The organism is Sphingomonas yantingensis (assembly GCF_014199325.1).
In the GTDB taxonomy this organism is placed as follows: Bacteria; Pseudomonadota; Alphaproteobacteria; order Sphingomonadales; family Sphingomonadaceae; genus Sphingomonas; species Sphingomonas yantingensis.
In genome coordinates this window covers 486503-508090 of record NZ_JACIJJ010000002.1, presented here as the reverse complement: position 1 = coordinate 508090, position 21588 = coordinate 486503, and the positions used below count along the sequence as shown (strand labels likewise).

Genomic DNA, 21588 nt, shown 5'->3' with positions numbered 1-21588 from the left:
GGCGGGTTCAGAGGCGCTGCGGAGCACACAGCGATAGATGCCGCGTCCGGGGCAAACTGGCTCCGGGAGGGCGAGTAGTGATCGTCGCACCTCTTCCACACATGGCAAGCGCTGCGAAGCAATCGACGCGGCCTGCTGCTCGTGACGCACAGCGCGGATGCCCAGCCCTGCGCCGGATGGCGAGGTCACCGCGCTCGTGCCGACGGCGCTGTCGGAAACGCATAGTCTATTACCGCTAAGCCCACTTCTTAGGGACCCCGATGCCGTGGTGACGTGCGTGCGGAGGACGCCTCGCCGCGGGCCGCTTTAGGGTTTCGTCGCGCGGCCGTTCGGGTCGGGACGGCGATCTCGTCGAAGCCCCTGCAATGCGGCGGATGCCGACGTGATCCGCGCGCGATCCGGCAAGGGGGAGGGGTAAGTCGCCACCACCATCCGGTCGGGTACGTATAACCTCCTGTCGTCCGAGATGCGGTGGCGGGCGTTCGTTGCCATTCGGCTGCGGTGGGACCGGCGGATCACGAAAAACCCCGCCGCGATTTCTCGCAGCGGGGTCGTTCGATCGGCAGCTTGCCCGCGGATCAGACGTCGTCGTCCGGCCCCTCGCCGACCATCAGTTCGTCGGCCACCTGCGCGGTCCGCGCACGGATCGCGGCTTCGAGGCGCTGGGTGATCTCGGGATTTTCGCGCAGGAAGTTCTTGGAGTTCTCGCGACCCTGGCCGATGCGGATGCTGTCATAGCTGAACCATGCGCCCGATTTCTCGACCAGCCCGGCCTTGACGCCGAGGTCGAGGATCTCGCCGATCTTCGAGATGCCCTCGCCGTACATGATGTCGAACTCGACCTGCTTGAACGGCGGTGCGACCTTGTTCTTGACCACCTTCACGCGCGTCGAGTTGCCCGTCACCTCGTCGCGATCCTTGATCGCGCCGGTGCGGCGGATGTCGAGACGGACCGAGGCGTAGAATTTGAGCGCATTGCCGCCCGTCGTCGTCTCCGGGTTGCCGTACATCACGCCGATCTTCATGCGCAGTTGGTTGATGAAGATCACCATGCATCGCGAGCGGCTGATCGAACCCGTCAGCTTGCGCAGCGACTGCGACATGAGGCGCGCCTGAAGGCCGACATGGCTGTCGCCCATCTCGCCCTCGATCTCCGCACGCGGCACCAGCGCGGCGACCGAGTCTACCACCAGCACGTCGATCGCGTTCGAGCGGACCAGCGTGTCGACGATCTCCAACGCCTGCTCGCCGGTATCGGGCTGCGAGACGATCAGTTCGTCGATGTTGACGCCCAGCTTCTTGGCATAGACGGGGTCAAGCGCGTGCTCGGCATCGACGAACGCGGCTGTGCCACCCATCTTCTGCGCCTCGGCGATGCAGTGCAGCGCCAGCGTCGTCTTGCCCGAGCTTTCCGGCCCATAGACCTCGATCACGCGACCGCGCGGCAGACCGCCAACGCCGAGCGCGATGTCGAGCCCGAGCGACCCGGTCGAGATCGCCTCGACCTGCATCGTCTCCTTCTGCCCCAGCCGCATCGCCGATCCCTTGCCGAAAGCCCGGTCGATCTGCGCCAATGCGGCGTCGAGCGCCTTCTGCCGGTCCGTATTCGCGGTTGCCATGTCGTTCCCGATCACCTTGAGCTGCGCTGCCATTTTCCGCTTTCCTCGCTAGAGCAACCGCGCGCGGCGTTCAACGCGCTGATCTCCCTGTACCCGATTCGTTCGATGAGAACAAGAGTGGAACGGGAACCGTATGCCGCCGGCCGCGTAACGATTCCCCGCGCATTTGGCCCGATGCACCCAAAAGCGCTTTCATGTGTTGGCTCATGCTGCATCGCACCATCATGCGAATACTCAAAGGAACGAACGCCGTGCGCTTCCTCCACAGTCCCGCGCGGTTCCTTCTGCATTACCTGGCCGAGCGACCGTGGAGCTTTCTGCTCCTCGGCATGATCGTCGTGGCGGCAAGCGCGGGGTCGATCGGCACCCAATATGCGATGAAGCTGCTCGTCGATGCCATGACGATGCGGTCGGCGCTCAACCTCGTCTACGCCAGCCTCGCGCTGTTCATCGGCCTGGTCGTCGCCGAAAGCCTGCTTCAGCGGGCGGCGGCGTTCCTGCTTGGGCACCTGACCGTCAAGTCGGGTATCCAGATCCGGCTCGACATGTTCGACTATCTGACCGGGCACCAGATGCCCTTCTTTCAGCAGCAGCGCGCGGGCTCGCTCGGCCACCGGATCGGGTCGCTGGCGGGCAATTTCGGCGCGCTCGTCCACCGGCTGGTGATGGAGGTGACGCCGCCGATCGTCGCCTTCGTAGGCGCGCTCATCATCTTCTTCACGATCGATGCGCGGATGGCGGCGGTGCTGGGCCTCATTTTCCTCGCCGTCACCGCGATACTCGTGCGGCATGGGCTGAAGGGCCACGTCCACCACCGCGCCTTCGCGCAGAAGGCGGGCGTCGTCGGCGGCGAGCTGGTCGATCTGATCGGCAATATCTGGGTGCTCAAGGCCTTTGCCGCGCGCCGGCGCGAGCTCGATCGCCTCGGCGGCATCCTAGAGGACGAGGCGAAGGCACAGCGCAAGGGCTGGTTCTTCGTCGAGCGGGTGCGCGGGCTCTACGACATCGCGATGGCGGCGATGGTCGCGGGGACGCTGATCTGGGCGATCGGCCGCTGGTCGGCGGGCGCGGTGACGACGGGCGACGTCGTCGTCATCACGACACTGACCTTCCGGATGCTCCACGGCGCGCGCGACCTTGCCATGGCGCTGATCGATACCAGCCAGCAGTTCAGCTATCTGGACGAGACGCTGGAAATCGTCGGCGTGCCCCATACGCTGACCGATGCCCCCGATGCGCCCGCGCTGGTGCCGGGCGCGGGCACGGTGCGGTTCGAGGGAGTGAGCTTCGGCTATGACAAGGCACGCCCGATCCTCCACGACCTGAGCTTCGACGTGCCTGCCGGGCAGAAGGTCGGCATCGTCGGCCCGTCGGGCGCGGGCAAGTCGTCGATCCTCCAGCTCGTCCAGCGCTTCTACGACGCGCAGGCGGGTCGCGTGCTGATCGATGGTCAGCCGGCGGCGGGCGTCACGCAAGAAAGCCTCAACCAGGCGATCGCGATGGTGCCGCAGGAGGTGCTGCTCTTCCACCGCAGCGTCATGGAGAATATCCGCTTTGCCCGCCCGGACGCCAGCGACGCCGACGTGCAGCGTGCGGCGGAGGCGGCGGGCTGCGCCGAATTCATCGCCGACCTTCCACAAGGTTACGACAGCATCGTCGGCGAGCGCGGCACCTCGCTCTCGGGCGGGCAGCGCCAGCGGATCGGCATCGCGCGCGCGTTCCTGAAGGACGCGCGGATCGTGCTGCTCGACGAGGCGACCAGCGCCCTCGACACCGAATCGGAACTGGCGGTGCAGGCGGGGCTGGAGCGGCTGATGGTCGGGCGCACCGTCCTCGCCGTCGCGCACCGGCTGTCGACCATCGCCGAGTTCGACCGCGTGCTGGTGGTCGAGCGCGGCCGCATCGTCGAGGACGGCGCGCCGCAGCACCTGCTGATGCGCGAGGACGGCGAGTTCCGCCGCCTGTGGACGATGCAGGCGCAGGGCCTGGAACTCGACGACAAGCCGCAGCCGCGGCTGCGGCTGATCGGCGGCAATGCGGTAATGGGGCTCAACGACCGGGTACAGGCGGCATGGCGGCGGGCGTCGGGGAAGGGGTGAGGCCGATCTCACTTCCTGGCCGGGCGCTTCCGCGATACAATAAGGGCGATCAGAACGACGGACTCATGCCATGGCCTCAATCGTCATCGCGCTTTTTCTCGCTGCAATGCTTGTCTTGGTGGCCGTCCGTGCGGAAAGTCGATTTGCCCCTGCACCGATGATCCCGATGCAATGGGGATTTTCCGGAGCGGTGAACTGGTGGGCGCCGCGGCGGATCGGGTTGGCGCTGATCCCCGCGATTGCTGTCCTGGCTCTCTTCGGTCTGCTGATGGCCGACCGGCACCTCGAACCCAAGCCGGGTCAGGCCGGCATGGTCCTGCCGACATTTGTTGCCATCGGCGTGACGATGCTGGCGATCCAGCAGCTTCACCTATGGCTGGCGGGCCGCACGCTCAGGCGTTGACCACCAGCTCCCGTGCCGCCGGGTGCCCCAGGAACAGCCCTGGGCTCGCCGTGAGCCCGTACGCCCCGGCGAGAAACACCGCGATCACGTCGCCGACCTCGATCGGGGGCAACCCCACCTTGTCGCCCAGCCGGTCGAGCGGGGTGCAGAGGCTGCCGACCACCGAAACCTCGGCAAGCTCGCCCGTCATCCGCCCCGCGACCGCGATCGGGTAATTGCGACGCACGACCGTCCCGAAATTGCCGCTGGCGGCGAGTTGATGGTGCATCCCCCCGTCGACAACGACGAAGCGTTCGCCCTGGCTTTCCTTCACGTCGACGACGCGGGTCAGGTAAACCCCGCATTCGCCCACGATCCAGCGGCCGAGTTCGATCGCATATTGCGTCTCGCCCACGCCGTCGCGGTCCAGCGTTTCGGCCAGCGCCGCGCCGACCGCCTCCACATCGACGGGCTCGTCGCCCGTGAAATAGGGGATGCCGAAGCCGCCGCCCAGATTGACGTGTGGCGCCGCCGCCCCCGCCTCGTCCGCCAGCCTTCGCGCGAGGGCCACGGTCGCGGCCTGCGTCTCGATGATCGCCGCGGCCGACAGCGCCTGCGACCCGGCATAGATGTGGAAACCGCGCCAGTCGGCGCCGCTGGCGACGATCTCGCGCACCAGCGCCGGCACGCGAGCGGCATCGACGCCGAAGGGCGACGCCCTCCCGCCCATCTTCATTCCCGACCCTTTGAGGTCGAAGTCGGGATTGACCCGCACCGCCAGCCGTGGTCGCTTGCCCAGCCGCTCGCCGATCGCCAGCGCCCGCCGCGCCTCCCCCTCGGACTCGAGGTTGAGCGTCGCGCCCTCGCGGATCGCCAGTTCGAGCTCGTCGTCGCGCTTGCCCGGTCCGGCGAAGCTGACGAGCGCGGCATCCTTGACCGCCAGCGCCTTGACCAGTTCCCCGCCCGAGGCCAGGTCGAACCCGTCGACCAGCGGCGCGATCGCCGCCAGCACCTGAGGGTGCGGATTGGCCTTGATCGCATAGTGAATGTCGAGCCGCGCCGGCATCGCCGCGCGCAACCGGGCTAGCCGCGCGCGCACCTCGCCCATGTCATAGACGAACAGCGGCGTGTCGCCGGCCTCGGCGATCCAGTGCTCGGCGTCCTGCCCCGCGATCGTCAGCGTCTCGCGCCCGGCGAAATGCGGCGGGATCGGCCCCATCGGCTTCATGACAGCACCTCCGCCTTCAGCCCCGATCGGTCGAGCTTGCCATTGGCGTTGCGCGGGAGCGCCTCACGCCACACGTAACGATGCGGCTGCATGAAGCCGGGCAGCTCGCGCTTCAGCCGGTTGCGCAGCCGTGCCTCCACCTCCACGGCGTCGCCCTTTGCGCTCACGACAACGACGATCGCCTGTCCCAGTCGCTCGTCGGGCACGCCCATCGCCACGGCCTCTCCCGCCTCGCCGCCGGCCAGCACCGCTTCCTCGACCTCGGTCGGGCTGATGCGGTTGCCGCTCGACTTTATCATCTCGTCGTCGCGCCCGACGAAGCGGAGCAGCCCTTCGCGGTCGGCAACGACGGTATCCCCCGACCACACCGCCATACCCGGATAGGCGGAGAAGGCCGGCGCCGGCTTGAAGCGGATCGACGTCCGCTCCGGGTCCTGCCAATAGCCTTGCGCGACCAGCGGCCCGGCATGGACGAGTTCGCCCGGCTCGTCGGCGTCCGCGCGGCTGCCGTCGGGGCGGACCACCGACACCTCGGCAAAGGGGATCGCGCGGCCGATCGAGTCCGGGTGCGCGTCGACCAGATCGGGATCGAGGTAGGTCGACCGGAACGCCTCGGTCAGGCCGTACATCGGGAACAGTCGCGCCGCCGGGAACCGCTCGCGCAAGCCCCGCACCAGCCGCGGCGTCAGCGCGCCGCCCGAATTGGTGAGCCGCTTCAGCCGCGCCGCCGTGTCGGCCGGCCAGTCGGCGTCGAGCAGCTGCACCCAGAGCGGCGGCACGCCGGCAAGGCTCGTCGCCTCGAACCGGTCGATTGCCTTGATGACGTCGCGCGCGGTCAGATAGTCGAGCGGGATCACCGATCCCCCCGCCGCCCAGGTCGAAAGCAGCTGGTTCTGGCCATAGTCGAAGCTCAAGGGCAGCACCCCCAACACGCGGTCGGCGGGCGTCACGTCCAGATAATGCGCCACGCTGATCGCGCCGAGCCAGAGGTTGGCGTGGCTCAGCATCACCCCCTTGGGCCGCCCCGTCGAGCCCGAGGTATAGAGGATCGCGGCCAGCGCCTGCGGATTGGCATCCGATGGCGCAAGGCCGCCGCCCGCGAGCGGCAGTTCGCTCTCCTCGATCGTCCGGCACGCTGCGAGGACGTCCCCCGCCTCCAGCGTCGCCAGCCGCGGGCCACCCGCGATCAGCAACCGCGCGCCGCTATCGGACAGGATGTGCGCGACCTGCGCACGCTTCAGCAGCGGGTTGACCGGGACATGCACCAGCCCCGCCCGCACCGCCGCCAGCGGCAAGACACAGGCCGCGCGCGTCTTCGCAAGCCAGCTCGCCACCCGGTCGCCGGGCGACAGGCCCTTTGCCGCCAGCCACGCCGCCGCCGCACCGACCGCGCCCTCCAGCTCGGCATAGGTCCAGCTGCCACCCTTGTCGTTGAGCGCGGGCGCGTCTGCCGCGCCCATCATCGTCAGATGGTCGAGCGGGCGCGGATCGGGGTTTAACGGGATGCTCATCGGTGCTGGCCATAAGCCTGCACGGTAAACAAGCCGATTACGAGGGGCCGCGTGCGCGCCGACTGCGCTCTTTTCACCAATCTGGAGGCAGTCGCGCGCGATGCGGGCGACGCGCTGACCCGCGCCCGCCAGCCGCGCCTGTACGATCGCCTCGACTGGTTCGCGCGGACCGCGGCGCATTGCCCGCCCCCCGGCACGCCGCTGGTGGCCCGCGCGCGGGATGCGAAGGGCACGGCATGGCTGTTCCTCTCCCGCCGCGGCGCGCGGGCACAGGCGCTGGCAAGCTGGTACACGCTCGCCTTCGACGCTGTGACGACGGGCGAGGCCCCGGTCGCCGCCCTTTCCGGCGCGCTCAAGGGTATCGGCCATGTCGAACTGTCGCCGGTCGAGGCGCCCGATGCGCTGGCGGGCGCCTTTCGCGCCGCGGGCTGGCGCTTGTCGGTCACGCCGATGAGCGTCAACTGGCGCATCGTCCCCGGCCCCGACTTCGCCGCCTTCTGGGCCGCGCGTCCCGGCAAGCTGCGCTCGACCGTCGAACGCAAGGGCAAAAAGGCAAAGCTCGACATCGCCATCCACCGCGCGTTCGCGCCGGAAGCCTGGACCGCGTATGAGGAAATCTACGCCGCAAGCTGGAAAGGCGAGGAAGGTTCATGGCCGTTCCTGCGCGCGATGGCCGAAAACGAGGGTGCGGCGGGCACGCTCCGCCTCGGCATCGCGTCGAAGGGCGGGCAACCGCTCGCCGCGCAGCTCTGGACCGTCGAGCACGGCCGCGCGACGATCCACAAGCTGGCGTACCGCGAGGATGCGAAGGCGCTGTCGCCGGGCTCGATCCTGAGCCACGCGATGTTCCGCCATGTGATCGAGCACGACCGCCCCGCGCTCATCGACTACGGCACCGGCGATCAGCCGTACAAGGCCGACTGGATGGACACGCCCCACCCGCTCTGGCGGATCGAGGCGTCGAACCCGCGCCACCCGATCGGCCTCGCGATGATCGGTCGGCGTGCAATGGGGGCGCTTGTCCGCGGCACGGCGGGCCGCTACGCGCGCGCAAAACGATCTGGGGATAGTGCATGATTTCCGAACAGCATGGTGAGATCGAGGCGACCGTCCGCGCGGTCCTGCGCGACGTGCTCGGCCTGTCCGACGCACAGGTCGAGGGCTTCGATCCGACGACGCCGCTGTTCGGCGCGCTGCCCGAACTCGACTCGATGGCGGTCGCCGGCGTGCTGACCGAATTGGAAGACCGGCTCGGCATCGTCATCGACGACGACGACATCGACGGCGATACGCTGGAAACCTTCGGTTCGCTCACCCGCTTCGCGGTGGGCAAGGTCTCGTCCTGATCGACGACTATGCCTGGGGCGGCGGGCGCGAGCCGATGCTGCGCTTCGGGCCGCAGTCGCGCGAGGTCGTGCTGGCCGCGATGCCGCCGTTCGAGGAGGCCAACCGCTTGCGCGCCTTCTTCGTCACGCTGCTTCGCGCGCTCGGCGACCACGGCATCGGCGCGGCGCTGCCCGACATACCGGGCCAGGGCGAGAGCCTGCGCCCGACCGAGGATGCCGCGCTCGACGACTGGCGCGATGCCTTCGCCGCCGCGGAGGAAAAGCTGACGCGCGAGGGTGCGCGCGTCCACATCGCCGCAATGCGCGGCGGCACGCTCTACGACGGGCGCGCCAATTGCCAGTCGCGCTGGCACTTCGCCCCCGTCACCGGGGCCGCGCTCGTCCGCGACATGGTCCGCGCGCGACAGGCGGCGGCGAAGGAATCGGGCGAGGCGTTCGATGCAAAGGCGATTGCCGGCGACGGCCCGCCGGTCGAGCTCGCCGGCAACCTGATCGCGCGCGCGATGCTGACCGACCTGCAGGGCGCGGTGCCCTATGCCGGGCCGGGGCTGCGCACGCTCCGCCTCGACACCGACGCCGCGCCCGCCGATCGGAAGATCGTCGCCCGCCCGCTCTGGCGCCGGGCCGAGCCCGACAACAACCCCGCGATGGCGCGCGAGCTCGCCGCCGACCTCGCCGACTGGGTGAAGCAGTGCGCGAGCTGATCGCCTTTCCCTGTGCGGGCGACGCGCTGGTCGGCACGCTCGATCGCGCGCCGTCGACACGCGGTCTGCTGATCGTGTCGGGGGGCAACGAGCTACGCATCGGCGCGCACCGCGGCATGGCGCTGATGGCGCAGCGGCTGGCCGCGGCGGGGCATCCCGTCTTTCGCTTCGACCGGCGCGGGATCGGCGATTCGACGGGCGTGAACCGCGGTTTCGAGGAAAGCGGCCCCGACATCGCCGCTGCGGTCGCCGCATTCCGAACGGCGGTCCCCGCCCTCACCCGGATCGTCGCGTTCGGCAATTGTGATGCGGCAAGCGCGCTTGCACTTCAGGACATAAGCGGGATCGACGCACTCGTCCTGGCTAACCCCTGGGTGATCGAGCCGACCGCCGACGCGCTGCCCCCCGCCAGCGCGATCCGTGCGCGCTATGCCGAGCGGCTGCGCGATCCAAGGGCGTGGGCGCGGTTGCTCACAGGCGGCGTGAACCTGAGGAAGCTCGCCGGCGGCCTGTCGAAGATCAGCGGCGGCGAAGCGGCAGCGCCCGAGGGCTTGGCCGCGCGCGTCGCCGCGGGTCTAGCGGACAAGCGCGCGACGATCCTGATCGCAAAACGCGACAATACCGCCATCGCCTTTGCCGAGGCATGGCAGACGCCGGCCTACGCCGCCCTTCGCGACCGGATCGAGCCTGAAATCCTCGATACCGACAGCCACAGCTTTCACCGTTCGGACGACAAGGCGTGGCTGCAAGCGCGATTGCTAGCGGCGCTGAACGGCTAGCGCACCACACCCGTCGTCCCAGCGAAGGTTGGGATCGCTGAGGGATAGCGCGCCTAAAAGGTCAGCGGCCCAGCCTTCGCTGGGGCGACGTAGCTGGCATTGGCGCACGCTGTTTCGCGAAGCGGGGCGGCAGCGCCAACGGCCGGTGCCGCCGCCCCCTCACCTCACCGGCAGTAGCAGCGCTTCGCCGCGTGCCACTTGCGCTTCACGACCTTTCGCGCGGGCGCGCGATAGGTGACGTATTCCTCCGTCACTGTCGTCGTCGTGACCGGCACCGAATTGACCGTCACCACCGTCGTCTGGGCCGGCGGATAATACCAGCCGCCCGCGACATAGCCGCCGCCGGTGGTCGTCACCGTCGTCCCGCCCGGTGCATAGGTGGTGTAGCCGCCGCCGTGATGGCGCACAGTGCGCACCTCGCGCTCGTCATAGCCGCGGTCGTCGTAATAGCCGTCGTCGCCCGGCACCGCCTGCACCACCTCGCGCGGCGGGGCGTAGGGTGCGCCGCGGCCGTCATAGCCTGGCGGAGGCGGCGGCGGACCGCGGCGATCGTCCTCGGCCCGGTCGATGGCTGCGCCCGCAACCGCGCCGACCCCGCCGCCGATCAGCGCGCCGGGCAGGCGATTGCCGCGGCCGGCGATCGCCGCGCCCGCGACCGCACCCGCCGCACCGCCGATCACGGCACCGCCGACACCGTTGTCGCGGCGGCGTTCGGCATAATCGCGATCGTAATAGCCCTGATCGTACAGGTCGGGGCGGTAATCGTCGTCATAATCGTAATAGGCATCGCCGCCGCGATCCCAATCGACCCCGCGCACGCTGTCATAGACGCGCCCGTAATTGTCGATCATCACCGCATCGTCGTAATAGCGATACCAGCCATAGCCCGGCTGCGGCGCCGAAAGCCCATAGGCACCGAAGTCGGAGATGAAGAAGCTCGGCGCGATCCAGTATTGCGGCAGCGTCCAGCCGCGATACGCCTGGCGATACGCGCCCCATCCGCCCGGCGCGCGCCAGCCGCCGACCCAGCGATTGTTGAAGCGATAGCCCCAGCGCTTGCCGTTATTCCAGTGACCGCCGCCGGCCCACTGGCCGCCCGGCCGCTGCCAGTTGCCGCCGGGACGGACCATCGGGCGATGCTGCCAGCCGCCGGGGCGCATCATCGGCCGCTGCATCCCGCCGCCCATATGCCCGCTGCGGACGGCGACCTGCGCCCCGGCCATCGAAAGCGGCGTGGCGGCGGTCGTCGCCGCCAGCGCCAGGATCAGCATCGTTCGCATCGGCCCCGCGGCCTCCCTGTTAAGTCGCCATGTTCCTGCGCTGAACGGCGCAGATGGTTCATGGTTTCTTAACCCATCGCGAAACGAGTCGCGAATCCGGGGGGCGGCGCGAACTGTCCCGCTGCGGGTCAGGTCAGGCGGCGATCCGCGGGCCGAGCAGCGCCATCAGCGCCTCGCACCCCTCTGCATCCTCCGCATCGAAGCGCGCGGGCTTGGGGCTGTCCAGATCGAGCACGCCGATCAGCCGCCCGTCGACGACGATCGGCACCACGAGTTCGGAACGGCTGGCGGCGTCGCAGGCGATATGGCCGGGAAAGGCGTGCACGTCCTCGACCAGCTGCGTCTCACGGGTTTCGGCGGCCGTCCCGCACACGCCCTTGCCCAGCGGAATGCGGATGCACGCCGCCTTGCCCTGGAACGGTCCCAGCACGAGCTCGCTGCCGACCATGCGATAGAAGCCCGACCAGTTGAGATCGGGCAGATACTGGCCGATCAGCGCGGCGGCATTGGCCATGTTGGCGATCGCGTCGGGCTCGCCCGCGGTCAGCGCGTCGAGCGCGGCGTGAAGGTCGCGGTAAAGCTCGGCCTTGCTGCCGGCGGCGATGTCGAAACTGTACATGCCCCGCCAGATAGGCGCGGGCGATGCCATGCGAAAGCGTCAGTTAATCCAGTGCGCCGCCGCGTCGGCATAGCGGTCCTGCTGCGCATATGCGACCGCGGCCGGCTGGATCGCATCCGCATTGTCGGCCGAGCGCAGGTTCGCGCCCTCCTCCGGCAGCATCGTGCCCGAATTGTAGCTGTAAAGCGTCTCGCCCGTCGCGAATGCCCCCAGTGCATAGCCAGCGGGCACGCCGAGAATGACGCCCGGCATCGCGACCATCATGAGCAGGCGAAGCGTGCGGATCATGTGACCATCTCCCTCGATGATCGCACAACCGTCCGCTTTCGTACCGGTTCCCCGCGCGTTACTTCAACAGCGTCGGCGCGGTCTCGGCCAGCTTCGCCTTGATCTTGCCGGCGAACATCGCGAGCATCGGCGGCAGCGCGAGTTCGGCGCGCACCCGCCCCTCCAGCAGTTCGATCTTCGCGCCCACCCGCTGGCCCATCGCCTGGAGCGTGAAGGTCATTAGCCGGTCGTTCTCCCAGTGATGCTCGCACACCTCGCCGCCGGGGATCATCGAGCCAAGCTTGCCGATGCCGCGGTCGATGCGGCCGTGCAGGTCGTCGTTGGAGAGGTTGTGGGGGACCTCGACGGTGACGGGTTCGCTCATCATCCTACTCCGTGGCAAACAATTGCGCGTCGTCGGCAAACGCCTTGAACTCCAGCGCGTTGCCGCTGGGGTCGCGAAAGAACATCGTCGCCTGCTCGCCCGGCTGCCCCTCGAAGCGGATATGCGGCGCGATGCCGAAGGAAATGCCCGCCGCCTCCACCCGTGCCGCCAGCGCCTGCCAGTCGGGCATCGTCAGGACGATTCCGAAATGCGGGACGGGCACGTCGTGACCGTCGACGGGGTTAGTGACGCCCGCGGGCCTCGCCGCCGGGTCGAGATGCGCGACGATCTGATGCCCCTGAAAGTCGAAGTCGATCCACCGATCGCTCGACCGCCCCTCCCGGCAGCCCAGCACGTCGCCGTAAAAGGCGCGCGCGGCGGCGAGGTCGTGGACGGGAAAGGCGAGGTGGAAGGGGCGCAGGCTCGTCATCCCCCGCCCATGCCACAGCGGATGCGCAAAGGGGAGGCCGCGCGCGCGACCTCTCCTGCCCTGTCGCCCTTGGCGGACCTCAGTAACGGGGGACCGCGACCAGCGCGGCGATCTCCGGCTCGACCGTTACCGTCCCGCGGCGCAGGACCACGCCGTCCTCGGCCATTTCCTTGATGAAGTCGCTCTCGGCATCGGCGACCTCGCGCTCGAACTCGGCAATGACCTCCGCCCGGTCGGCCGGCGTGCTCGCGCCCTCCAAATCGTTCTTCAGTTCGCGACGCGCCTCGGACAGGTCGGTCTTGTAATCGAGATAGTGCGAGTTGCTGTCGTCGAACACACCCTCATACTTGTCGCCCGCAAACGCGGCGGGGGCAGTGGTGATCGCGGCAAGTGCGGCAGCGGCGGTAAAGATCGGCTTGAACATCGTCTCGGCTCCTCTTTCGTTCGAGGGGCAGAACGGGAAGCGAGCGGACGGCGTTCCTTTATCGAGGGTTCAGGTTAGATGCGACCGGGATTGGGGCGCAGGCACGAAACCGCTTTTTGTCAACCCCTTACGGCGAACCCTCACCTCAAGATGTGCGCGCGGCCGATCGATCAACCGTGCCGCGCCCCCGTTCGTCCGATGACTACCTAACCCTTGTACAGTGCGTCCAGCCGCTCCCCATACGCCGCCTTCAGCACATGGCGGCGGATCTTGAGACTCGGTGTGAGCTGCTCGTTCTCGATCGCGAAGGGCGCGTCGGCGATGATGAAGCGGCGGACGCGCTCGATCTGCGACAGGTCCTTGTTCACTCGCTCGACCGCCGCCGACAGCGCCGCGCGATAGTCGGGATTGCGCGACAACGCGGCGAAGTCGCAGCTCGCCCCGCCCTTCGCGCAGAATTCCTGCGTCCATTCAGGGTCGGGGACGAGCACCGCGACCATGTACGGCTTGCGGTCGCCATAGACCATCGCCTGCACGATCTCCGACTGGAGCGTCAGCATACCCTCAATCTTCTGCGGCGCGACGTTGTCGCCCTTGTCGTTGACGATAATGTCCTTCTTGCGGTCGGTGATCTTGATCCGGCCCTTGTCGTCGATCAGGCCGATATCGCCGGTGTGCAGCCACCCGTCCTTGAGCACCCGCGCCGTCTCGGCCTCGTTGCGCCAATAGCCGTGCATGACCAGTTCGCCGCGAACCAGGATCTCGCCATCCTCGGCGATCCGCACCTCGGTGTTCGCCAGCGGCGGGCCGACCGTGTCCATCTTGAGCCCCGCCGAGGGGCGGTTGCACGAGATGACGGGCGCCGCTTCGGTCTGGCCATAGCCTTGCAGAAAGGTGAGGCCCAATGCCTGAAAGAAATTGCCGACTTCCGGATTGAGCGGCGCGCCGCCCGACACCATCGCCTTCATCCGCCCGCCGAACCGCTTGGCGATCTTGGGCTTCAGCAGCCGCGCGACCGCAAGGCTGGCGGGCATGTCGAGGAGCGCCGTGCGCCCGCTCGCCGCGCGCCGGCCCTCGATCGCGACCGCGCGGTCGAGCAGCCAGTTCGGTACCTTGCCCTGCTTTTCGATCGTCTTGGAAATGCGCTGGCGCAGCACCTCGAACAGGCGGGGGACGACGACCATGATCGTCGGCCGCGTCTCCTCGATGTTGGACGCCAGCTTGTCGAGGCCCTCGCTGTAATAGATCTCCGCGCCCAGCCCGATCGGGAAATGCTGCCCGCCGGTATGCTCATAGGCGTGGCTGAGCGGCAGGAAGGACAGGAACACCTCGTCCTCCCACCCGAAATCCTCCGAGATGACGGTGCAGCAGCCATTGACGTTGTGCAGGATCGCGCCGTGGTGCTGCATCACCCCCCGCGGGCTACCGCCGGTGCCGCTGGTGTAGATGATGCAGGCAAGGTCCTCGCGCTTGAAGAACGCATGCGCCGCCATCGTATCGGGTTCGGTCGGGTGTGCGGCGATCAGCGCCTGATACTGGTGATATTCGAGCGCGCCCTGCTGCCCGCCGCGCAGCTCGTCGATGCCGATCACGATCTGCGCCGTGCCGGTGCGGATCGCGGCCGGCAGCAGCGTCTTGGCCAGCCGCGCGTTCGATACGATGATCGCGCGCGCGCCCGAATTCTCGATGATGTGCTGGTGATCGCGCTCGGTATTGGTGGTGTAGGTCGGCACCGTGACGCAGCCCGCCGCCATGATGGCAAGGTCGCTGATGCACCATTCCGGCCGGTTCTCGCTCACCAGCATCACCCGGTCGCCGCGCTCCAGCCCCAGCTTCTTCAGCGCGGTCGCCAGCGCCGCGACCTGGCGCGCCGCCTCGGCCCAGCTCGTCGACACCCATTTCCCATTGCTCTTCGCCCACAGGAACGGGCGGTCGCCGCGCTCCTTGGCGCGCACGAAGAACATCGTGACGAGATTGGGGAAATGTTCGAGCTTGCGCGCCATTCGTCGTCCTTCTCCTGCCCGCACGCGCATCATCGTCGCGCGCTGTGGCGTGACCCAGCCTTCTAGTGCGATCGTTCGCCGGGGCAAACCCTCGGGTGGTTGGACAGGCGCCTATGCTCGGCTATCGCCAGGGATCAACGGTTCTGGAGCCCCCTGGATGCGCATCGCCGCTTTAATTGCAGCCGCCACGCTGTCGGCCTGTGCCCCCGCCCCGCGCGCGGCCAGCCCTGCGCAGACGGCCGCTCCCGCCGCGCGCGAAATGTTCGTCGTCGCCGCGAACCCACTGGCGGCGGAGGCGGGGATGGCGGTGCTGCGCAAGGGCGGCAGCGCAGTCGATGCGGCGGTGGCGGTGCAGGCGATGCTGTCGCTGGTTGAGCCGCAAAGTTCGGGCATCGGTGGCGGCGCGTTCATGACCTATCTCGACGCCGCCGCCGGCAAGGTGCGCGTCTATGACGGGCGGGAGGTCGCGCCCGCCGGCGCCACCCCGTCGATGTTCATCGGCAACGACGGCAGGCCCCTGCCCTTCGGCCAAGCGGTCGTGTCGGGCCGCGCGACGGGCGTGCCGGGCGCGGTCGCGATGCTCGCCCTTGCCCACCGTCAGCATGGCCGGCTGCCCTGGGCCGCGCTGTTCGGCGATGCCGAGCGGACCGCGCGCGAGGGGTTCACCGTCTCCCCCCGCCTCGGCAGGTTCCTCGGCGGCAGCTTCCCACAGCTCCAGTCGCCCGACGCCCGCGCCTATTTCACCAAGCCCGGCGGCGGCCTCGTCGGTCCCGGCGACCGGCTGACCAATCCGCTCTACGCCGACTTTCTCACCCGCCTCGCCGCGCAAGGCCCCGACGCGCTCTACAAGGGCCAAACCGCCGCGCGGATCGTGCAGAAGACGCGCGCCGCCCCGCTGGAGGGGACGATGACGCTCGCCGACCTCGCCGCCTACCGGCCGGTCGAGCGCGAGGCCTTGTGCGACGCCTGGGCCGGCTACCGCGCCTGCGTCCCGCCGCCGCCCTCGTCGGGCGTGGGCATGCTGATGCTGCTCAAGCTCCTCGAACGCACCGACATCGCCGCGCGCGGGCCGACCGACCCGCAGGCGTGGTTCGCATTTGCCGAGGCGAGCCGAGTGATGTTCGCCGACCGCGATCGCTATGTCGGCGATCCGGCGTTCGTGCGCGTGCCGGTCAAGGGCCTGCTCGATCCTGCCTATCTCGACGCGCGCGCGAAGCTGATCGGCGAGCGGGCGGGCAATCCGACCTTCGGCAGCCCTCCCGGCGCGCCCGCGCGCGGTGCCGACGCGACGAAGGAACCGGCGGGCACCACCCACTTCATCGTCGGCGACGCGGCGGGCAACGTCGTGTCGATGACGACGACAGTCGAATCGATCTTCGGCACCGGGCGGATGGTCGACGGCTTCTTCCTCAACAACCAGCTCACCGATTTCAGCTTCTCACCGATCGAACCGGACGGCGCTCCCGCCGCCAATGCGGTCGCAGCAGGCAAGCGGCCGCGATCGTCGATGACACCGATGATCCTGCTCGACGCGCAGGGCCGCTTCGCCGGCGCGATCGGGTCGGCGGGGGGCAATGCGATCCTGCCCTATGTCGGCAAGTCGCTGATCGCGTCGGTGTGGTGGAAGCTCCCGATGCAGCAGGCGCTGGCGCTCCCCAACCTCGTCGCGCGCGGACAATCGATCAGCGGCGAGGTCGGCAAGTTCGCGCCCGGCGTGGTCGGGGGTCTGGCGGCCCGGGGCATGACGCTGAAGCCCGGCCAGGGCGAGGATTCGGGCGTCCACGCGGTGCTGGTGCGCGACGGCCGGATCGACGGCGGCTACGATCCCCGGCGCGAGGGGCGGGTGCTGATCGAGGCTTCCGGAAAGTAAGAAGAAGCGGGACCCCGGCTCGGAGGCCGGGGTGACGATATTTGGAAAGGTGGCAACCCACCGAAACCGTCATCCCGCACTTGATCCGGGATCTCGCTTCTTCCTTCTTCTACCCCCTCAATAAGGCGGCGCGACCTTCGCCCGCTGCGCCATCGCCGCCTCGACCCACCATTCGAGGTCGGCGGCGAACCGCGGGAAGCTCCTCGTCAGCGCCGCACCGCCTTCGCCCAGTGGCTGCGCCCCTTCGTCAAGCGCCGCGCCGATCTGCCCGACGCCGATCGTGCTCGACGTGACGACCATCCCCATTTCCGACAGCATCCCGTGCCACGCTGTCGCCGCACGCGCACCGCCCAGCCTTCCGGCCGAATAGCTGGCGATCGCCGCGGGCCGCCAATACCATTCCTCGAGGAAATGGTCGGTCAGGTTCTTGAGGCCGGGCTGCACGCCCCAGTTGTATTCGCCGGTGACGAACACGAAGCCGTCGGCGGCGACGATCTTGTCCGCCAGCGCCTGCATCGCCGCGGGCGCCTCGCCCTTTGCATATTCCTTGTACATCCGGTCGAGCATCGGCAGCCCGGCAGCTTGCGCGTCGATCAGTTCGACATCGTGCCCGCGCGCGGCGAACCCCGCCACCAGATAGTCGGCCAGCCGGATGCCCATCCGGTCCCGCCGGTAGGATCCATAGAAAACCAGCAGCTTCGCCACGCTCACATTCTCCAAAAATGAAAGAGGCTGCCGGACCCTTTCCCAAGGGCCCGGCAGCCTCCGACATGGTCAGCGGCCGGATGTTCCGACGCGGGAGACCATGCGGGCCGCGCGGCTTGGCGTCAGCGCCGGCGTTGATTGGGAAGGAATATTCCCCGCCGGCGGGCCGACAAGCCTTAGCGGCGCGTCTCCCGAACGAACTGAACCGACCTCACTGCTGAACCATGAGACATCGGATCACCTCCTTTCGCTGGTTGAAGAACGAGTGTGGCATCTGCCACCCCCGATACATGAGTCATGCGGGGCCGCAGAACAAGTCTTGTAATCACGCTTCGATTTTACGAAGCTTGAGTTTCCGGCCTGTGCCGGGCGGCTTGCCAGCGCGCCGCCCCTCGGCCAATCATCCCGCCCGTGCCGCCGCCCCCGCCCCCGATCCGCCTCGTCATCTTCGACTTCGACGGGACGCTGTCCGATAGCGGGCACTGGTTTCTCGGCATCGTCGATCACCTTGCCCAGCGATACCGCTTCCGCACGGTCGAGGCGGGGGAGGTCGAGGCCTTGCGCGGTCTGCCGACGCGCGACGTCATCCGCCACCTGCGCATTCCCGCATGGAAGCTGCCCTTCATCGCCCGCTACGTCCGCACGCTCTTTGCGCTGCACACGCACGAGGTTCATCTGTTCGACGGCGTGACCGACATGCTCGAACGGCTGGAGGCGGCGGGGGTGCAGCTGGCGCTGGTGAGCTCGAATGCGGAGATCAACGCGCGCCGCATCCTCGGCCCCGACAATGCCCGGCGGTTCACGATCTGGGAATGCGCCTCCTCGCTCTACGGCAAGGCGCCGCGGTTCCGCCGGGTGCTGAAGGCGGCCGGCGTCAGCGCCGCGCAGGCACTCGCGATCGGCGACGAGACCCGCGATATCGAGGCGGCGCAGCGTTGCGGCATCCGATCGGGCGCGGTTCATTGGGGCTATGCGCACCGCGAGGCGCTGGCGGCGGTCAGCCCGGATTTCGGCTTCGAAAGCCCCGATGCGGTGGTCCGGCTGCTGCTCGGTCACGCGTAGGTCGCCTCGACGCTCACCGGGAAGGTGACCGACCGCGCGATAAAGCAGACCTTGTGAATCTCGCCATGGAGCCGGTCGGCGCGGTCCGCATCGCCCGGATCGGCCAGCGTGATCGTCGGCCGCAGCACCGCGGCGACGAAGCGGCCCGCCCCCGACGCCTCGCTCTCGCCGATCCCCAGCGGTTCGTCGCGATAGCCGGTGACGGTGATCCCCGCATCGCTGGCCAGGTGCAGGAACCACAGCATGTGGCACGCCGACAGCGCCGACAGCAGCATATCCTCGGGATTGTGCAGCCCCGGATCGCCGCCGAGCGCGGGGTCGTTGGAGCAATGGATGACGGGCTTGCCGGGCGTGGTCACGCGCCACGTGCGGTCATAGGCGCGATAGCCGCTGGTGCCCGCCCCCCGGTTGCCGGTCCATTCGATTGCCGCCGTGAAATCGTGCCGCTTCGCCAACCCTGCTCCCCTCAGATTTCGGGCAGCACCTGATCCGCGATCCCCCACCCCTTCAGCAAGCGGCTTTCGGCCCGCTCGATCAATTCGTCGGTATCCCTCAGCGTCCATCGCCCGGCGGTGTCGAGGCGCTTGAACTCGCTCCACGCGACCGGCGCCGCCACGGGCGCGCCGGGTCGCGCACGCACCACGTAGGGGAGCACCGCTGTCGCCCCCCGCTGATTGCGCAGCCAGTCGATGAAGATGCGGCCCTTGCGCTTCGCCTTGGTCGCGGTCGCGACGAAGCGGTCGGGGTCGTCGGCGGCGAGCGCGCGGGCGAAGCGGTCGGCGAACGACTTGACCGCGGGCCACTCGGCGTGCGGAGTCAGCGGCACGATCACGTGCACGCCCTTGCCCCCCGACAGCATCGGAAAACTGGTCAGCCCCATGTCGGCAAGGACGGTCTTGATCTGCTCGGCCGCGCGTTTCACGTCGTCGAAGTCCAGCCCCTCGTCGGGATCGAGGTCGAAGACGAGGCGGTCGGGCTTCTCCACATCCTCGACCCGCGCGCCCCAGCCGTGAAACTCGATCGTCCCCATCTGGACGCAGGCGAGCATCCCTGCAGCATCCTCGACATAGAGATAGGGTTCGGTGCCGCCGTCCTTCTCGCGGATGTCGACGTGGTGCACCTGCTCGCCGAAACTGCCGGCATCGTGCTTCTGGAAAAAGCATTGCTTCGCCCGCCCCTGCGGACAGCGGACCAGGCTGATCGGGCGCCGGCCCAGCCAGGGCAGCATGACGCCTGCCATCGCCCCGTAATAATCGGCCAGCTCGCCCTTGGTAATGCCGTCGCCCGGAAACACCACGCGCTCGCGGCTGCTGATCTTCACGGTGGAGGCCGGCGGCGGGGCGGTAGGCGTTTCGGCGACCACAGCCTTTGCCGGCTTATCGCCGCGCAGGCCAATGAAGCTGGCGTGCCGGACGACGTTTTCGGCGGTGAACTCGGCAAACGCGACTTCCGCCACCAGCGTCGGCCGCACCCACATCGCGCCCTTGGCCGCGGCGCGGGGCACCTCGACCGGCGCGGTCTTGCGGGCCAGCTTCTCCAGCCTGTTCACCAGCGTCGCTTGCGTATCGGCGTCGAACCCCGTGCCGACCTTGCCCGCATAGCGCAGCTTGCCGTCCTCGTTGAGCCCGAGCAGCAGCGAGCGCAGCCCCCGCCCCTTCGCGCTCGACGGCAGCCAGCCGATAATCACGAACTCCTGCCGGTGCGTGCATTTGACCTTGAGCCACGCCTTCGTCCGGCCCGCGCGATAAGGGGCGTCGATCCGCTTGGAGACGATGCCCTCCAGCCCCTCGGCGCACATCGCGTCGAACAGCTTCTCGCCGCTCCCCACGACATGCTCGGCGAACTGGAGGCCAAGCTCGCCGGGTGGCAGCAGCGCGGCGAGCCGCTGCTTGCGCTCGACCAGCGGGAGGGGTCGCAGATCCTCGCCCGCCGCCAGCAGGTCGAAGGCGAAGAGCACCATCTCGCCGCCGTTCGAAATCGCGTCCTGAAGCGTCGAGAAATCGGGCTTACCGTCCTTCATCGCGACGATCTCGCCGTCGATCAGCGCGGGGCCTTGGATCGCCGCAGCCGCCTCGGCGATGCCGGGGAACCTGTCCGTCCAGTCGAGGCCGGAGCGCGTGAACACCCGCGCCGCGCCGCCGCCCACCGCGACCAGCGCGCGATAGCCGTCATATTTGACCTCGTGCAGCCAGCCATTGCCCGCCGGCACCGCGTCGACCAGCGTCGCCAGTTGAACGTCCTGCGCCTTCGGCCGGGTGCCCTTTCGCGGCCGGGCGGCCTTGCGCGCCGGTCGCTTGCCCTCGGCGATCTCGTCCATCGTCCGGCCGGTGTCGATGCTGGTCAGCGCGGCTTCGACCAGCGTGTCGGCCCCGCCCGCATGCGCATCGTCGATCTTACGCAGCAGCCAGTTCTCGCGCGTCTCCTTGCCCCGCGGTTTCAGCCGGATCAGCAGCCACTCCCCCTTCATCCGCTCGCCGTCGAGAACAAAGTGGAGATGGCCCTTGTCGAGGTCCTTCGCCGACTTGCCCTCGATCGGCGCCCAGGTACCGCGGTCCCACAGCATCACGGTGCCGCCGCCATATTCCTTGGCGGGGATCGTCCCCTCGAACCCGGCATAGTCGAGCGGGTGATCCTCGGTCCGCACCGCCAGCCGCTTCTCGCCGGGGTCGAGGCTAGGACCCCGCGTCACCGCCCAGCTTTTCAGCACGCCGTCGATTTCGAGGCGGAAGTCCCAGTGGAGGCGGGTCGCGTCGTGCTTCTGGACAACGAAGGCGTTGCCGTGCCCGGGCGCGAGCGTGCCCGCGGGTTCGGCAGTGCGCGTGAAGTCGCGCTTGGCGTTGTAGGTCGCTAGGAGGTCGGAGCGCTTGGCCACTAA

Annotated in this window: 21 protein-coding genes; 8 read left to right on the top strand and 13 right to left on the bottom strand. The window is 68.7% G+C overall.

Annotation, left to right across the window (positions count from 1 at the left end; all coding sequences use genetic code 11):
• Nucleotides 1-578 precede the first annotated feature (578 nt).
• Entirely contained in the window at nucleotides 579-1652 is a 1074-nt protein-coding gene (gene recA, locus FHR19_RS08625; protein ID WP_184027002.1) for a recombinase RecA, read from the bottom strand.
• A gap of 218 nt (nucleotides 1653-1870) precedes the next feature.
• Between recA and FHR19_RS08620 the strand changes: the two genes are divergently transcribed.
• On the top strand, nucleotides 1871-3718 hold the full coding sequence (locus tag FHR19_RS08620) for an ATP-binding cassette domain-containing protein (protein WP_184027000.1): 1848 nt from the start codon (nucleotides 1871-1873) through the stop codon (nucleotides 3716-3718).
• A gap of 70 nt (nucleotides 3719-3788) precedes the next feature.
• Complete coding sequence (locus FHR19_RS08615; RefSeq protein ID WP_184026998.1) at nucleotides 3789-4121, top strand: hypothetical protein; 333 nt, start codon at nucleotides 3789-3791, stop codon at nucleotides 4119-4121.
• On the opposite strand, the gene FHR19_RS08610 is transcribed toward FHR19_RS08615, so the two are convergent.
• On the bottom strand, nucleotides 4111-5328 hold the full coding sequence (locus FHR19_RS08610; RefSeq protein WP_184026996.1) for a pyridoxal-dependent decarboxylase, exosortase A system-associated: 1218 nt from the start codon (nucleotides 5326-5328) through the stop codon (nucleotides 4111-4113). The genes FHR19_RS08615 and FHR19_RS08610 overlap by 11 nt on opposite strands.
• Nucleotides 5325-6839: an acyl-CoA ligase (AMP-forming), exosortase A system-associated gene (locus tag FHR19_RS08605; RefSeq protein ID WP_184026994.1), complete on the bottom strand. Its 1515-nt coding sequence runs from the start codon at nucleotides 6837-6839 to the stop codon at nucleotides 5325-5327. Before FHR19_RS08605 ends, FHR19_RS08610 begins: the two co-directional genes overlap by 4 nt.
• Before the next feature lie 51 nt (nucleotides 6840-6890).
• Here FHR19_RS08605 and FHR19_RS17965 point away from each other — a divergent pair, with 51 nt between their 5' ends.
• Genes FHR19_RS17965 through FHR19_RS08585 form a run of 4 tightly spaced genes read left to right on the top strand, consistent with a single transcriptional unit; the run spans nucleotide 6891 to nucleotide 9668 of the window.
• A complete protein-coding gene (locus FHR19_RS17965) occupies nucleotides 6891-7916 on the top strand; it encodes a GNAT family N-acetyltransferase (protein ID WP_184026992.1) in 1026 nt (341 codons plus the stop codon).
• Nucleotides 7913-8185 carry an acyl carrier protein gene (locus FHR19_RS08595; RefSeq protein WP_184026990.1) on the top strand — a complete coding sequence of 91 codons (273 nt, stop codon included), beginning with the start codon at nucleotides 7913-7915 and terminating at the stop codon, nucleotides 8183-8185. Before FHR19_RS17965 ends, FHR19_RS08595 begins: the two co-directional genes overlap by 4 nt.
• A gap of 35 nt (nucleotides 8186-8220) precedes the next feature.
• Nucleotides 8221-8889, top strand: a complete 669-nt coding sequence (locus tag FHR19_RS08590; RefSeq protein WP_184026988.1) for an alpha/beta hydrolase family protein — start codon at nucleotides 8221-8223, stop codon at nucleotides 8887-8889.
• A complete protein-coding gene (locus tag FHR19_RS08585; protein WP_184026985.1) occupies nucleotides 8877-9668 on the top strand; it encodes a hydrolase 1, exosortase A system-associated in 792 nt (263 codons plus the stop codon). The genes FHR19_RS08590 and FHR19_RS08585 overlap by 13 nt, the downstream gene beginning before the upstream one ends.
• A gap of 164 nt (nucleotides 9669-9832) precedes the next feature.
• On the opposite strand, the gene FHR19_RS17675 is transcribed toward FHR19_RS08585, so the two are convergent.
• The 7 genes from FHR19_RS17675 to FHR19_RS08550 form a co-directional block, all read right to left on the bottom strand.
• Nucleotides 9833-10948: an RcnB family protein gene (locus FHR19_RS17675; protein ID WP_246359410.1), complete on the bottom strand. Its 1116-nt coding sequence runs from the start codon at nucleotides 10946-10948 to the stop codon at nucleotides 9833-9835.
• A gap of 133 nt (nucleotides 10949-11081) precedes the next feature.
• Nucleotides 11082-11567 (bottom strand): GAF domain-containing protein, encoded by a 486-nt coding sequence (locus FHR19_RS08575; protein WP_184026982.1) that lies wholly within the window; start codon nucleotides 11565-11567, stop codon nucleotides 11082-11084.
• A gap of 39 nt (nucleotides 11568-11606) precedes the next feature.
• On the bottom strand, nucleotides 11607-11855 hold the full coding sequence (locus FHR19_RS08570; RefSeq protein WP_184026980.1) for a hypothetical protein: 249 nt from the start codon (nucleotides 11853-11855) through the stop codon (nucleotides 11607-11609).
• Nucleotides 11856-11913: 58 nt separating this feature from the next.
• Nucleotides 11914-12219, bottom strand: coding sequence for a polyhydroxyalkanoic acid system family protein (locus tag FHR19_RS08565; RefSeq protein WP_184026978.1), 306 nt, complete (start codon nucleotides 12217-12219; stop codon nucleotides 11914-11916).
• Nucleotides 12220-12223: 4 nt separating this feature from the next.
• Entirely contained in the window at nucleotides 12224-12649 is a 426-nt protein-coding gene (locus FHR19_RS08560; protein WP_184026976.1) for a VOC family protein, read from the bottom strand.
• 79 nt (nucleotides 12650-12728) lie between these two features.
• Entirely contained in the window at nucleotides 12729-13073 is a 345-nt protein-coding gene (locus FHR19_RS08555) for a hypothetical protein (protein WP_184026974.1), read from the bottom strand.
• 206 nt (nucleotides 13074-13279) lie between these two features.
• Nucleotides 13280-15076 (bottom strand): AMP-dependent synthetase/ligase, encoded by a 1797-nt coding sequence (locus tag FHR19_RS08550; protein ID WP_184026972.1) that lies wholly within the window; start codon nucleotides 15074-15076, stop codon nucleotides 13280-13282.
• 157 nt (nucleotides 15077-15233) lie between these two features.
• On the opposite strand from FHR19_RS08550, the gene FHR19_RS08545 reads away from it, so the two are divergent.
• Nucleotides 15234-16946 carry a gamma-glutamyltransferase family protein gene (locus FHR19_RS08545; RefSeq protein WP_184026970.1) on the top strand — a complete coding sequence of 571 codons (1713 nt, stop codon included), beginning with the start codon at nucleotides 15234-15236 and terminating at the stop codon, nucleotides 16944-16946.
• Nucleotides 16947-17063: 117 nt separating this feature from the next.
• Here FHR19_RS08545 and FHR19_RS08540 read toward each other — a convergent pair whose 3' ends face one another.
• Nucleotides 17064-17651 carry an NAD(P)H-dependent oxidoreductase gene (locus FHR19_RS08540; protein ID WP_184026968.1) on the bottom strand — a complete coding sequence of 196 codons (588 nt, stop codon included), beginning with the start codon at nucleotides 17649-17651 and terminating at the stop codon, nucleotides 17064-17066.
• A gap of 411 nt (nucleotides 17652-18062) precedes the next feature.
• Between FHR19_RS08540 and FHR19_RS08535 the strand changes: the two genes are divergently transcribed.
• Nucleotides 18063-18713, top strand: a complete 651-nt coding sequence (locus tag FHR19_RS08535) for an HAD hydrolase-like protein (RefSeq protein ID WP_184026966.1) — start codon at nucleotides 18063-18065, stop codon at nucleotides 18711-18713.
• On the opposite strand, the gene FHR19_RS08530 is transcribed toward FHR19_RS08535, so the two are convergent.
• Together FHR19_RS08530 and ligD are read right to left on the bottom strand one after the other, a co-directional pair.
• Entirely contained in the window at nucleotides 18704-19168 is a 465-nt protein-coding gene (locus FHR19_RS08530; RefSeq protein ID WP_184026963.1) for an OsmC family protein, read from the bottom strand. The two genes, FHR19_RS08535 and FHR19_RS08530, sit on opposite strands and share 10 nt — an antisense overlap.
• Before the next feature lie 11 nt (nucleotides 19169-19179).
• Nucleotides 19180-21585 carry a DNA ligase D gene (gene ligD, locus FHR19_RS08525; protein ID WP_184026960.1) on the bottom strand — a complete coding sequence of 802 codons (2406 nt, stop codon included), beginning with the start codon at nucleotides 21583-21585 and terminating at the stop codon, nucleotides 19180-19182.
• Between the last annotated feature and the right edge of the window lie 3 nt (nucleotides 21586-21588).

Excerpts from the sequence above, each read along its gene's own strand:
- FHR19_RS08590 (WP_184026988.1), top strand. The coding sequence starts at position 8,221 with ATGCTGCGCTTCGGGCCGCAGTCGCGCGAGGTCGTGCTGGCCGCGATG.
- FHR19_RS17675 (WP_246359410.1), bottom strand. The coding sequence starts at position 10,948 with ATGCGAACGATGCTGATCCTGGCGCTGGCGGCGACGACCGCCGCCACG.
- FHR19_RS08545 (WP_184026970.1), top strand. The coding sequence starts at position 15,234 with ATGCGCATCGCCGCTTTAATTGCAGCCGCCACGCTGTCGGCCTGTGCC.
- FHR19_RS08575 (WP_184026982.1), bottom strand. The coding sequence starts at position 11,567 with ATGTACAGTTTCGACATCGCCGCCGGCAGCAAGGCCGAGCTTTACCGC.
- recA (WP_184027002.1), bottom strand. The coding sequence starts at position 1,652 with ATGGCAGCGCAGCTCAAGGTGATCGGGAACGACATGGCAACCGCGAAT.
- FHR19_RS08555 (WP_184026974.1), bottom strand. The coding sequence starts at position 13,073 with ATGTTCAAGCCGATCTTTACCGCCGCTGCCGCACTTGCCGCGATCACC.
- FHR19_RS08565 (WP_184026978.1), bottom strand. The coding sequence starts at position 12,219 with ATGAGCGAACCCGTCACCGTCGAGGTCCCCCACAACCTCTCCAACGAC.
- FHR19_RS08615 (WP_184026998.1), top strand. The coding sequence starts at position 3,789 with ATGGCCTCAATCGTCATCGCGCTTTTTCTCGCTGCAATGCTTGTCTTG.
- FHR19_RS08550 (WP_184026972.1), bottom strand. The coding sequence starts at position 15,076 with ATGGCGCGCAAGCTCGAACATTTCCCCAATCTCGTCACGATGTTCTTC.
- FHR19_RS08560 (WP_184026976.1), bottom strand. The coding sequence starts at position 12,649 with ATGACGAGCCTGCGCCCCTTCCACCTCGCCTTTCCCGTCCACGACCTC.
- FHR19_RS08570 (WP_184026980.1), bottom strand. The coding sequence starts at position 11,855 with ATGATCCGCACGCTTCGCCTGCTCATGATGGTCGCGATGCCGGGCGTC.
- FHR19_RS08605 (WP_184026994.1), bottom strand. The coding sequence starts at position 6,839 with ATGAGCATCCCGTTAAACCCCGATCCGCGCCCGCTCGACCATCTGACG.
- FHR19_RS08595 (WP_184026990.1), top strand. The coding sequence starts at position 7,913 with ATGATTTCCGAACAGCATGGTGAGATCGAGGCGACCGTCCGCGCGGTC.
- FHR19_RS08610 (WP_184026996.1), bottom strand. The coding sequence starts at position 5,328 with ATGAAGCCGATGGGGCCGATCCCGCCGCATTTCGCCGGGCGCGAGACG.